At 72.2% G+C, this 11,713-nt stretch carries 13 protein-coding genes; 7 read left to right on the top strand and 6 right to left on the bottom strand.

Going from position 1 to position 11,713, the window contains the following annotated elements; genetic code table 11:
* The first annotated feature begins 1 nt into the window (after position 1).
* A complete protein-coding gene (locus OP04_RS42410) occupies positions 2–484 on the top strand; it encodes an NUDIX domain-containing protein (protein WP_033345691.1) in 483 nt (160 codons plus the stop codon).
* A gap of 22 nt (positions 485–506) precedes the next feature.
* Complete coding sequence (locus OP04_RS42405; protein ID WP_033345690.1) at positions 507–1,436, top strand: diacylglycerol/lipid kinase family protein; 930 nt, start codon at positions 507–509, stop codon at positions 1,434–1,436.
* Positions 1,437–1,440: 4 nt separating this feature from the next.
* On the opposite strand, the gene OP04_RS42400 is transcribed toward OP04_RS42405, so the two are convergent.
* Complete coding sequence (locus tag OP04_RS42400; RefSeq protein WP_033345689.1) at positions 1,441–2,391, bottom strand: quinone oxidoreductase family protein; 951 nt, start codon at positions 2,389–2,391, stop codon at positions 1,441–1,443.
* Positions 2,392–2,532: 141 nt separating this feature from the next.
* On the opposite strand from OP04_RS42400, the gene OP04_RS42395 reads away from it, so the two are divergent.
* Positions 2,533–3,060 carry a snapalysin family zinc-dependent metalloprotease gene (locus tag OP04_RS42395; protein ID WP_033345688.1) on the top strand — a complete coding sequence of 176 codons (528 nt, stop codon included), beginning with the start codon at positions 2,533–2,535 and terminating at the stop codon, positions 3,058–3,060.
* A gap of 111 nt (positions 3,061–3,171) precedes the next feature.
* Here OP04_RS42395 and OP04_RS54115 read toward each other — a convergent pair whose 3' ends face one another.
* The 3 genes from OP04_RS54115 to OP04_RS42380 all read right to left on the bottom strand — a co-directional run bounded on the left by OP04_RS54115 (position 3,172) and on the right by OP04_RS42380 (position 6,108).
* Positions 3,172–3,771, bottom strand: coding sequence for a hypothetical protein (locus OP04_RS54115; RefSeq protein ID WP_157241105.1), 600 nt, complete (start codon positions 3,769–3,771; stop codon positions 3,172–3,174).
* Between the two features lie 101 nt (positions 3,772–3,872).
* Positions 3,873–4,898 carry a TerC/Alx family metal homeostasis membrane protein gene (locus tag OP04_RS42385; RefSeq protein ID WP_033345686.1) on the bottom strand — a complete coding sequence of 342 codons (1,026 nt, stop codon included), beginning with the start codon at positions 4,896–4,898 and terminating at the stop codon, positions 3,873–3,875.
* A gap of 235 nt (positions 4,899–5,133) precedes the next feature.
* On the bottom strand, positions 5,134–6,108 hold the full coding sequence (locus tag OP04_RS42380; RefSeq protein WP_198154177.1) for a nitronate monooxygenase: 975 nt from the start codon (positions 6,106–6,108) through the stop codon (positions 5,134–5,136).
* Positions 6,109–6,131: 23 nt separating this feature from the next.
* Between OP04_RS42380 and OP04_RS42375 the strand changes: the two genes are divergently transcribed.
* Together OP04_RS42375 and OP04_RS42370 are read left to right on the top strand one after the other, a co-directional pair.
* On the top strand, positions 6,132–6,989 hold the full coding sequence (locus OP04_RS42375; protein ID WP_033345684.1) for an ion transporter: 858 nt from the start codon (positions 6,132–6,134) through the stop codon (positions 6,987–6,989).
* 110 nt (positions 6,990–7,099) lie between these two features.
* Positions 7,100–7,867 (top strand): phosphotransferase, encoded by a 768-nt coding sequence (locus tag OP04_RS42370; RefSeq protein WP_085067218.1) that lies wholly within the window; start codon positions 7,100–7,102, stop codon positions 7,865–7,867.
* Here the strand turns inward: OP04_RS42370 and OP04_RS42365 are convergent.
* On the bottom strand, positions 7,860–8,549 hold the full coding sequence (locus tag OP04_RS42365; RefSeq protein WP_033345683.1) for an SDR family NAD(P)-dependent oxidoreductase: 690 nt from the start codon (positions 8,547–8,549) through the stop codon (positions 7,860–7,862). The two genes, OP04_RS42370 and OP04_RS42365, sit on opposite strands and share 8 nt — an antisense overlap.
* An 81-nt stretch (positions 8,550–8,630) precedes the next feature.
* Here OP04_RS42365 and OP04_RS42360 point away from each other — a divergent pair, with 81 nt between their 5' ends.
* Positions 8,631–9,077: a GNAT family N-acetyltransferase gene (locus OP04_RS42360; protein WP_232323939.1), complete on the top strand. Its 447-nt coding sequence runs from the start codon at positions 8,631–8,633 to the stop codon at positions 9,075–9,077.
* Here OP04_RS42360 and OP04_RS42355 read toward each other — a convergent pair.
* Entirely contained in the window at positions 9,049–10,122 is a 1,074-nt protein-coding gene (locus tag OP04_RS42355; RefSeq protein WP_051799919.1) for an SLAC1 family transporter, read from the bottom strand. The genes OP04_RS42360 and OP04_RS42355 overlap by 29 nt on opposite strands.
* Before the next feature lie 11 nt (positions 10,123–10,133).
* Here OP04_RS42355 and OP04_RS42350 point away from each other — a divergent pair, with 11 nt between their 5' ends.
* Complete coding sequence (locus OP04_RS42350; RefSeq protein WP_033345682.1) at positions 10,134–11,048, top strand: LysR family transcriptional regulator; 915 nt, start codon at positions 10,134–10,136, stop codon at positions 11,046–11,048.
* Positions 11,049–11,713 lie beyond the last annotated feature (665 nt).

Below are 11,713 nucleotides of genomic sequence, written 5' to 3'. Positions count from 1 at the left end.
CATGGCCGACCCCCACGCCCACTGTTCCTTCTGCGGCGCCGCGTACGCACCGGACCAGCCCTGGCCCCGGGCCTGCGGCGCGTGCGGCGAGATCACCTACCGCAATCCGGCGCCGGTCGGGCTGGCGCTGCAGCCGGTCGGCGACGGGCTGCTGGTGGTCCGGCGCGGGATCCCGCCGGCGTACGGGCTGCCCGCGCTGCCCGGCGGCTACGTCGACGTGGGCGAGAGCTGGCAGCGCGCGGTGGTCCGGGAACTGTCCGAGGAGACCGGCGTGCGCGCGGACCCGGACGCGGTCACGCTCTTCGACGTGCACAGCACGCCGGACGGCACCGTGCTGGTCGCGGGCCTGCTGCCGCCGATCGCGCCCGGCGACCTGCCCGCGGCCTTCGACAACCCGGAGACGCTCGGCCACTACGTGCTGGACGGACCGGCCGAGATGGGGTTCCCGCTCCACAGCCTGCTGGTCGCGCGCTTCTTCGGTTGATCGTTCGGTAGGCTGCGCACCGATGCGGACGAAGCAACGCTTGACCGAGGACATCCACCGGGACCGGCGAGCGGTGCTGGTCGTCAACACGCACTCCCGGCGCGGCCGGCTGCTCTACGAGGGCGCCAAGGCGCGGCTGGAGCGGGCCGGTTTCGACCTGCTCGCCTCCTACCCGGTGGAGAAGCCGCGCCGGCTGGAGGAGACGCTGGTCAAGGCGCGGGAGTCCGGCGCGGACCTGGTGGTGGCCGGCGGCGGCGACGGCACGATCAGCACGGCCGCCCGGATGATGGCGCACCGGGAGAACGCGCTCGGCCTGCTGCCGCTGGGGACCACGAACAACTTCGCCCGCACGGTACGGGTGCCGCTCGACCTGGACGAGGCGATCGACACGCTGGTCTCCGGCAAGGTCATCGACGTGGACCTGGGCCGGGCCGGCGACATGCTGTTCACGAATCACGTGGGCGTCGGGCTGTCCGCCGCGGTCATGAACGCGGCGCCGCCGCCCCTGAAGCGGCTGGCCGGGCGCTGGGCGTACCCGCTGACGGGTCTGATGCTCCTGCTCCGGCACCGGCCGATGCGGGTGGTGGTGCGGGCCGAGGGCGACGAGCACGAGTTCCGGACGCATCAGCTCTACGTGGCGAACGGCGGCTTCCACGCGGGACGGCCGATCACCGCGGACGCGGACGCGGACGACCGGCTGCTGGTGGCGTACCCGGTGGGCGGCAAGGGGCGGTTCGGGCTGCTGCGGGAGACCGCGCGCAACGCCGCGACCGGGCACCGGCGCACGCTGGTCGACGACCCGTTCCTGGCCGTGGGCGAGCTGTGGCTGGAGGCGGACCGCTCCGCGCCGGTCGAGGTGGACGGCGAGCCGTGCGGGCGCACCCCGATGCGGATCGGCCTGGAGGCCAACGCGCTCCGGGTGATGGCGCCCGCCGGCACGATCGACCGCTGACTTTTCATGGCCTCAAGATCAACTTCCCCACGCTGGTACGGGTGAGCAGCGCGCGATGGGCGTCGGCCGCCTCCGCGAGCGGGTAGGCGGCGCCCGGCAGCGGCTTCAGTGAGCCGTCCGCGATCGCGCCGAACAGCTCGCCGACCGCCTTCGTGTAGAGCTCGGGGCGGCGGGCCACCACGTACACCAGCCAGAAGCCGATCACGGCACGGCTGCGGGCCAGCAGCGCGCCCGGGATCACCGGCGCGGGCGGCGTCCGGGACGCCATGCCGAAGTAGGCCAGGCGGCCGAGCGGGGCCAGCGCGGACAGGCTCTGGTCGAAGACCGCGCCGCCGGTCATCTCCAGCACCACGTCGACGCGGTGGCCACCGTTCGCCTCCAGCAGCGCGGACTTCAGGTCCGCGGTCGTGGAGTCGACGGCCACGTCCGCGCCCAGCTCCAGCGTGATCGCGCGCTTCTCCGGCGTGGACGCGGTGGCGATGATCCGGCCCGCGCCGGCCCGCCTGGCCAGCTGGATCGCCTGCGAGCCGGTGCCGCCCGCGCCCGCGTGCACCACGACGGACTCGCCCGGTTCGAGCCGGGCGGCGTGGTGGAGCAGCAGGTACGCGGTGGAGCCCTGGACCAGCGCGCCGAGCGCGGCGCCGTCGTCGACCCGGTCCGGGACCGCGATCAGGCGGCTCGGGCGGACCGCGATCTTCTCCGCGTAGCCGCCGCCGTCGACCATCGTGGCGTAGCGGCGGCCGTCCGAGCCGCGCACGACCACCTCGGCGCCCGGGATGAACGGCAGCGTCTGCTTCGCGAGGTAGGAGTTCTCGGTCTGGTGCGTGTCCGCGTAGTTGACGCCGGAGGCGAGCACGTCCAGGACCACCTCGCCGTCGCCGGGGACCGGGTCGGGCAATTCGGAGACGGTGAGCAGCTCGGGGCCGCCGAACTCGGTGAGCTGGATGGCGCGCACGCGTACCTCCCGATGATTTTGGTCGTCAGCCGGATTATCCGCTATCACACGGACGGTAGGCGGAAACCGATATATCCACAATCATCGCTGCCTTCGCTAGCGTCGGGTAACCCGCTTCCTACTCGATTGCGAGGTTTTGTGATGGTCCTACGAAGACTGTCCACGCTGGTCGCCACGCTTGCGCTGCTGTTCGGCGGCATGCTGGTGGCGGCGCAGCCCGCGTCCGCCGCCGCGCGGATCCTGTACTACGACGCCAGCACCGCGCAGGAGTTCGTCTCCGTGGTGAATCAGGGCGCGGCGATCTGGAACGCGCGCGCCACCAACGTCAAGCTCCAGCCGGTGCCGGCCGGGCGCACGCCGAACATCCGGGTCTACGCGGACAACGGGTGGCCGCGCACCTACACGTCCTCGCTGGGCAACGGCTACTGGTACATGGGCCGTGAGGCGGTCGTCGACGGCTACTACCCGCCACGGATCGCGGCGCACGAGTTCGGCCACATCCTGGGGCTGCCGGACCGGCGGACCGGGCTGTGCAGCGACCTGATGTCCGGGTCGAGCGCGCCGGTCTCCTGCACCAACCCGAACCCGAACGCCACCGAGGTCGCGCAGGTCAACGCCGCGTTCGCGGGCTCGCCGGCGACGACGGCGGGCGTCTATGTCTGGCGCTGACCGGCTCGCCCGGCGCCGGCGCGCTCCGAGGCCCGCCACGGTCCGAGCCCTGCCACGCTCCGACGCCGGCTGAGGGATGACCGGCGCACCACTCCCCTGGCGCGCCGGTTCTCAGCTGTCGGACGAGGAGGACGAGGACGAACCCGACGACGAGGAGTCCGGCCCGGACGAGGACGGCGGGTCCGCGGACGGCGACGACGACGGCCCCGGGTCGGGCGACGACTGCTGCCCGATGTGCGAGCCCGGATGCTGCGGCGGCGGCTCGTAGGACGGCTGGCCCGAGTAACCCGGCTGTTCCGGATAACCCGGCTGCCACGGGTGGCCCTGCTGACCTGGATGACCCTGCTGCCCCGGATAGCCGGGATGACCCGGATAGCCGGGATGACCCGGATAGCCGGGATGACCCGGGTGAGGCGGCTGCGCCGAGTAGCCCGGCGGTGGCGGATAACCCTGCTGCTGCGGGTCGTAACCCTGCTGACCCGGATAGGGCTGCTGCGACGGCGGATACGACTGCTGCGGGTCATACGGCTGCTGCGGATATCCCGGATAGCCCGGCCCATAGTGCCCCGGCGCCGACGGCTTCCCGTTGTTGTTCCTGGTCGCAAGCTTGTAGATGCCGAACCCGATCAACGCCACCACGCCGAGGCAGACCAGCAGGCAGAACACCCGGCCGGCGATCAGCCCCAGCGTATAAGCCGGATCAGTCTCCACAGCGCCTCCTTCCCCGTGCCCGACGAGCGCTTCCGCGGTCCAGTCAACAGGGGTGGCACCTCAGGCGCCACCCCTGCCGTACGATCGGTCACGATCTATTCTCAGACGTGCGCGGACTCCTTCGACGGGCCGCTGCCGCCGGACCTCTCCGCCGCTTCGTCCCGCCGGTTGGCCGCCAGCGAGGTCAGCGTGACCGTCACCAGCGTCAGGATGATGACGCCGAGGGAGAGCGGCGTCGGCACGTCCGGCACCCAGGACCAGACGGTGTGCGCCCAGTGCAGCACCAGCTTCACGCCGATGAACGCCAGGATGATCGCCAGGCCGTGGTTGAGGTGGCGCAGCTTGCTCAGCGCGTTCTGCAGCACGAAGTAGAGCGCCCGCAGGCCGAGCAGCGCGAACGCGTTCGTGGCGAAGACGATGTACGGGTCCTCGGTCACGCCGTAGACGGCCGGCACGGAGTCGACCGCGAAGACGATGTCGGTCATGAAGACCGCGACCACGACCAGCGCCATCGGCGTCAGCGTCCGCTTGCCGTGCTCGACGATGGTCAGCTTCGAGCCGTGGAACGTGGTGGTGACCGGCATCAGGCGGCGCAGGATCTTCACGCTGCGCATGCCGTCGATGTCGACCTCGTGGTCCTGACCCTTGAGCGCGTCCCGCATCACCTTGATCGCGGTGAGCAGCAGGATGCCGCCGAAGAGCAGGAACGCCCAGGTGCCGGTGCTGAGCACGGCCGCGCCCATGGCGATGAAGATCGCCCGGAGCACGAGCGCGCCGAGGATGCCGTAGAGCAGGACGCGCTGGGCCAGTTCCTTCGGCACCGCGAACGCGGCGAGCAGCAGCATGAAGACGAACAGGTTGTCGACCGAGAGGGACTTCTCCACCACGTAACCGGTGAAGAACTCGATCGACGGAGTGGCCCCGTATATCGGCCAGATGATCAGGCCGAACGCGACCGGCAGCGCCAGGTAGAAGATCGTCCACCCGATCGCTTCCTTCATGTGCACGTCGTGCGGGCGGCGGGTGATGACGAAGTCGACCGCCAGGAGCGCGAGCAGGATGGCGAGTGTGATCCCCCACAGACCGGGCGATCCGATGGTCTGGAGCGGGGCGGACAGGACATTCACGGGAGCCTCCTCAGGCGCACGCGGAATCGCCTGAGGTCTCCCCCGCCGCACCTCACCCGTAGGGGTGGGTTTCAGGTGGGCGATCGTCCGGGGGTCACATGGGTTACCCGTACTGACCGGAGCGATCTTTGTGGGGTACTCCCCTCAACGCACAACCCTATGGGCCTTCCCTGGATGATTCCTGAGAAGCAGCAGTTCAGGGCCGGGTTGCCGGAATTTGTTATAAGCCCGCAGCTCAGGGTGCGAGCGCGTGGAGGATGTCCGCGGCCGGACCCGGACGCGCCTCGGGGTAGGCGGTGCCGGCCCACAGGTGCAGCGTCTCCGGATCGCCGCGGCGCGCCGCCTCCGCCCGGATCGGCGCGGTGAGGTGGTGGATCGCGGGGTACGCGATCGGCGCGTGCGGGCCGTAGACGTCGGTGAACCGGTTACGGAGCGCGCGGGCGGGCCGGCCGGTGAACGCGCGGGTGATCACGGTCTCCCGGGCGCCGGTGAGCGCCTCGCGGTGGGCCGCCCTGGTCCCGGCCTCGTCCGCCAGCAGGAACGCGGTGCCGGCCTGGACCGCGACCGCGCCCCGGTCCAGCAGCGCGCGGACGTCCGCGGCCGTGCCGGTGCCACCGGCCGCGATGATCGGCACGTCCCGGGGCATGGTGCCGAGCAGCGCGGGCGCGGTGGTGTCACCCCGGTAGCCGGCGGGGTCGAAGACGGCCGCGTGGCCGCCCGCGGTCCCGGCCTGCGCGACGAGCGCGTCCGCGCCGGCCGCGATCGCCTGGCGGGCCTCGTCCGCGCTGGTCACGGTAAGGATGACGGTGCTGCCGGCGGATTTGAGCGCGGCGATCGCGGACCCGGGCGGCAGGCCGAACGTGAAGCTGACGAACGGCACGCCGGCCGCGAGCCGCAGCTTCTCGGCGAAGTGGTCGTCGTCGTCCGGCGGCGGCGTCCCCACGGCGCCGAAATCGCGCTCCAAAATCGCCCGATATTCCCGAAATAAAGCGACATCGGGCGAAGAAGAGCCCGGCACGAAGATGTTCAGCCCGAACGGGACACCCGCGGCCCGCACCGCCGAGATCTCGGACGCCACCGCGGACGGCGTCTTGTAGCCGGCGGCCAGGAATCCGAGCCCTCCGGCCTGCGCCGCCGCAATGACCAGGGCCACCGTGGACGGACCGCCGGCCATCGGCGCGGCCACGACAGGGCGGGACAGTTCGATCACGCTTGGCAACATACCCTGCATCCATGATCACGCATTCCCCGCTCGCCCGCGCCTGCGCCGCCCTCAGCGACTCCCGCGCCTTCGAGGTGGTGATCATCGTCGTGATCGGCGCGAACGCGGTGGTGCTCGGCATCGAGACCTACCAGCACCTCGGCGCGTGGGAACCGGTGCTGCGCGGCCTGGAGTGGTTCTTCCGCATCGTCTTCGTCGCCGAGATCGCGATCCGGATCCTGGCCCACGGACGCCGCCCGCAGGACTTCTTCCGGCACGGCTGGAACGTGTTCGACTTCGTGGTCATCGCCGCGGTCTTCGTCCCGGGCCTGCACGGCGACTCCGCGCTGCTGCGGATAGTGCGCATCGCCCGGGTGCTGCGCCTGGTCCGCTTCTCCCCCGGCCTGCGCACCATCGTCAGCGCGCTGCTGCGCAGCCTCCCCGGCATCGGCGGCTTCCTGGCGCTCGCGGTCGTCACCATGTACCTCTACGCCATGGCCGGCTGGCTGATCTTCGCGGACGACTTCCCCGAGCAGTACGGCACGGTCGGCCACGCGATGGTCACGCTCTTCGTGCTGCTCTCCCAGGAGAACCTGCCGGACCTGGTCGCGCAGGGCATCGGCCTGTCGCCGTGGACGCTGCTCTACTACGTCAGCTACGTGCTGGTCATGGTGAACCTGCTGCTCAACATCCTGATCGCGGTCATCGTGAACTCCATGGAGGAGGCCCGCCGCCTGGAGATCACCGAAGGCCTGGCGGACGCGGACGGCGACGGCATCCCGGACGAGATCGACCGGATCGCGGTCAGCCAGCGCCTCGACGACCTGCGCACGCTCATGGCCGAACTGGAGCGCGACCTGCGGATCGACCGGGAGCGGGATCGCGCCTGACCGCGCGGTCGCGCCACCAGCAGTTTCCGGGACGTGACCACCCACGGACGGTGAGCCCGCGGGAGCGAACGGGTGGTGACCACGGCGGAAATGGGCAAATATGCTGGATTGTGAATGATGAAGAGGTGCTGCTGCCGCGCGGGAACGTGAGCGGCGACATCGTGCGCGTGGGCGACACGGTCCGGCGGCCGGCCGGGCCGCACACGCCCGCGGTGCACGCGTTCCTGGAGCATCTGCACCGCAACGGGTTCCGGCACGCGCCGCGGCCGCTCGGGTTCGACGAGAAGGGGCGGGAGGTGCTGACGTTCGCGGTCGGCACGGTGCCGTGGGGCGACGAGTTCCCGCTGGTGGCGAGCGACGAGGCGATCCGGGCGGTGGCGCGGGTGATCCGCGAGCTGCACGAGGCCGCGGCCGGGTTCGTGCCGCCCGCGGACGCGCGGTGGTTCGCGCTGACGCCGCCGGACCGCGTCGAGATGATCACGCACAACGACCTGGCGCCGTGGAACCTGGTCGTGGACGGCGACGCGCTCGTCTTCATCGACTGGGACGCGGCCGGGCCGGGTTCCCGGTTGTGGGACCTGGCGTACGCCGCGCACGGGTTCGTGCCGCTGTCCCCCTGGTCGGCGTGGGACCAGGGGCGGCGGCTGGGCGTGTTCGCGGACGCCTACGGGCTGGACCAGCAGCAGCGTGAGGAGCTGGTGCCGCTGCTGGCGGCCCGGACCGGCACGATGCACGACTTCCTGCGTGATCAGGCGGCGCTCGGGGTGGAGCCGTGGCTGACGCACTGGCGGACCGGGCACGGCGACGCCTGGCGCGACGACACCGACCACATCGTGCGCCACGAGGCGGTCTGGAAGCGGGCGCTGGGCCTCACATGACGGGAATGATCTGGCCGGTGATGCCGGTGTTCGCGGCCGAGCTCAGGAACACGACCGGCGCGGCCACCTCTTCCGCGTCCAGCCAGCGGCCGGCCGGGTTCGGGGCCGGGCCGGCGCCGTCCACGATGAACGCGTTCCGCTCCGTGCGGGTCAGCCCGATCATGACCACGTTGGACAGGATGTCGCCGGAGCCGCCCAGCCCGTACGCGACCGACCGGCTGAACCCGTGCAGCGCCGCCTTGGCCGCGCCGTAGTACTCGCTGCCCGCCGCACCGTCCACGGCCAGGCCGGACGAGATGTGCACCAGCCGCCCCCACCGTTGCGCGCGCAGGTGCGGTGCCACCGCGCGGCTGAGCCGGATCGCACCCTCGATGTTGTCCCGGACCACGCCCAGCCACTCGTCGTCCGGCACGGTCTCGAACAGCGCGTCCGGCCGGGGCACGGCCGACCCCCACCGCACCGCGTTGTTGACCAGCACGTCGATGCGCCCGGTCCGGCTCAGCGCGGTATCGATCAGCGCGGCCGGGTCGTCACCGAGGTCAAACGTGAAACCGTCTCCGTTGCCGTGATGCGTGCTGATCACGTCCGCGCCCTCGTCCTCGAACCGGCGCACGAGATGCCGGCCGATGCCCCCGCTGCCGCCCGTGACGATGACGGTGCGGCCCTTCAGTCCCAGATCCATGGGCCTAGCCTCGCCGGGAACCGGACCGTCAGGGAGGCCGCGTCGATGGTGACCCTCCGACTACCACGCTAGGGTGCGACCGTGGACGTGCGCCCGATGACCGCGCAGGAGTTCCCCGCGTTCCGCGAGCTGAACGCCGCGCTGTGGATGGAGTCGCAGCCGGACGCCGGCCGCGATCAGGTGCTGCGGGACATCGACACGATCGTCCCCGACGGCGTCACGACGCCCGGCCACGTGTTCCTGACCGCGGTGTCCGCGGCCGGCGAGCCGGTCGGATCGGCCTGGCTCGGGCTGAGGCATCCGCGCGGGCACGAGGGCTGCGCGTTCCTGATGCTGATCGCGGTGGACGAGGCCCAGCGCGGCCGCGGTTACGGCCGGGCGCTGCTGTCCGCGGTGGAACGGGTGGCGCGCGAGCACGGCGCCACCGCGCTGGAGCTGAACGTCTTCGGCGGCAACACGGCCGCGATCTCGCTCTACGCCGCGACCGGGTACACCGTGGTCACGCAGCAGATGCGAAAGCCCCTCTGACCCAGCGCAGCGTGCCGCCCGCCGCGACCGCCCACCCGCACAGCAGCAGCCCGAACAGTGCCAGCGCGAGCGCGCCCAGCAGCCCGGACCCGACCCGCACGGACAGCCCCGCGACGCCGGTGACCAGCGTGCCGACCGGGAACGTGAACGCCCACCACCCCGGCGTGAACGGCAGCCCGTCCCGCGCGGCCCGCACCGTCAACGCGATCACGAACGACAACCAGAGCAGGGCAAACCCCATCGTGGGTACGGCGTAGAGCACCGCGACCGCGTTCGCCGTGCCGGACAGCGCCGGGGGTGCGGCCGCGGCCAGCAGGTGCGCGGCCGTCATCGACTGCCCGAGCGGCCCGAGCACGATCCACAGCGTGGGTACGCCCACGGCCGCGCCCGGACCGTACGTCGTGATGCGGGACCACACCTGGCCGATCACCACGAGCGCGGCGGCCAGGCTCGCCCCGAACATGGCCGCGCAGGCCATCAGCAGGTGGGTGCGCAGATCCCCGGCCGGCAGGCGGGCCGCCAGCAGCGCGCCGTTCGCGGCCGCGACCATCGGCGGGACGACCGGCATCAGCCGCCCGCCCGGCGCGTCGGCCGGGCCGCCCCAGCCGCGGGTCACCGTCCGGTAGGGGACGACCACGGCCGTGACCAGGCCGCCGGTCGCGCCGATCAGCCAGCAGACGCCGGCCAGCGGCACCGCGCCGGGCAGGTCGAGCAGCAGCGCGCCGCCGCCGATCGTCATGACCGCCATCGGCGGCGCGCCCCAGAAGTGAGCCAGGACCGGATCGTCAAGATACGTCCGCTTTTTTCGGTATATATGATGCCCGAGTCCGACGCTCAACGCGACCAGCAGCGTGACCGCGACCGCCCACACCGCGGCCGCGGCCGGACGCACGCCCGGCACGTCGTCCAGCGGCAGTGACAGCGCCGCGGTGGCCAGGATGCCGGTGCCCATCACGGTCGCGAACCAGTTCGGCCCGAAGTTCATGATCTCCATTCTCGGCGCGGACGTCCCGGTCCGGTAGACGGTGATCTCCGATGGGGTCATAACCTGCCGTTATGCCTCTGCCGCCGCTGGTGTCCGACCTGACCGGCTTCGACCTGCTGCTGTCCGTCGCCCGGCTCGGCAGCGTCGGCCGCGCCGCGCAGGAACACCGCGTCTCCCAGCCCGCCGCCAGCGCCCGGCTGCGCCGCCTCGAACGGACGCTCGGCCTCACGCTGCTCCACCGCGGCCCGCGCGGCTCCACGCTCACCGCCCACGGCGCGCTCGTCGCCGACTGGGCCCGCGCCGCCCTGGACGCCGCGGCCGCGCTCGCCGAGGGCGTCGGCACGCTGCGCACCGCCGCCGAGGGCCGGCTGCTGATCGCCGCCAGCCAGACCGTCGCCGAGTACCTGCTCCCCGGCTGGCTCGTCGCCATCCGCGCGGGCCACCCCACGCTCACGGTCGCGCTCCAGGCCGCCAACTCCGCCGCCGTCGCCGCGCTCGTCCTCTCCGGCGACGCGGACCTCGGCTTCGTCGAGGGCCCCGACCTGCCGGCCGGCCTGCACGCGTCACCGGTGGCCACGGACCGCCTGGTCGCGGTCGTCGCCCCCGGGCACGCCTGGACCCGCCGCCGGCGCGGCATCCCGCCGTCGGAGCTGGCGTCCACGCCACTGGTCGCGCGCGAGGCGCTGTCCGGCACGCGTCGCGCACTGGAGGCCGCGCTCCGCACCCACGGCCTCGACACGCTCGCGCCACCACTGCTGGAACTCTCCTCGACCACCGCGATCAAGCACGCGGTCGCGGCCGGCAGCGGCCCCGCCGTCCTCAGCTCCCTCGCGGTCACGACCGAACTGGCCGCGGGCACGCTGGTGGAGGTCCCCATTCCCGGCGTCCGCCTGGAACGCTCCCTGCGCGCCGTCTGGCCGACCGGCCACCAGCTCAGCGGCCCCGCCCACGACCTGTACCTGATCGCCCGCCGCCGGCCTCAGTAGCGGTCGGCCCTCGTCGCCGTCCGGCGCGGGAGGGCACATTCAAGATCTATTTCCTGTGCCCGCTTCCGGCGTGGTGGCGGTCCGCATGCCCCCGCGGGCAAGCCTCGCGTCGGGCTTCGCCGGCGCTCCGCGCGTCGCTCGGAGCCTGTCCCGCCGCCGGTCCCGCCGCCGGTTCCGAAGTCCGAAGGCGGGTGTCCGCGCGCCGCCCCGGCACAGCTCTCGCGGCTCCTGCCGCACTCGCGCCCGAAATATCACCTTATGGCGCCCAGTCACGGGGTCGTGACTTGAGTCGATCAAGACGGAATGTACGTGGGAGTCGTTATCCGGGCCGGATGACGACTCCCACGTACATTCAACGGTGGATCTTTCGGTCTCCATGGATTGATCACTCCAGGCCGGTACCGATAGATGCGAAAACGGGCGCGTGGCCGGCCGTGCGCTCACCTTCCGCAGATGCGGCACCCTTTCGGCCCGCGTCAGCCCCGATCGGTGGGAAACGTGAGCCGCGCCGCGGACGTTACCGGCGGTGGGAGTCGCGGCTCTGGGGTGACCAGCGGCGGGACCGGCTCCGAGTCGGCGTGCGTAACGGAGCGAAGCGGAGGTGGAGCCCGCCGGAGGTTGGCCCGCGGGAGCATGCGGACCGCGACCACGCCGGAAGCGGGAAA

The sequence above is a fragment of the Catenuloplanes japonicus genome, from assembly GCF_000717135.1.
In the GTDB taxonomy this organism is placed as follows: domain Bacteria; phylum Actinomycetota; class Actinomycetes; order Mycobacteriales; family Micromonosporaceae; genus Catenuloplanes; species Catenuloplanes japonicus.
Note: the sequence above shows the minus strand (reverse complement) of the source record. Positions and strands in the feature narration are given on the sequence as shown.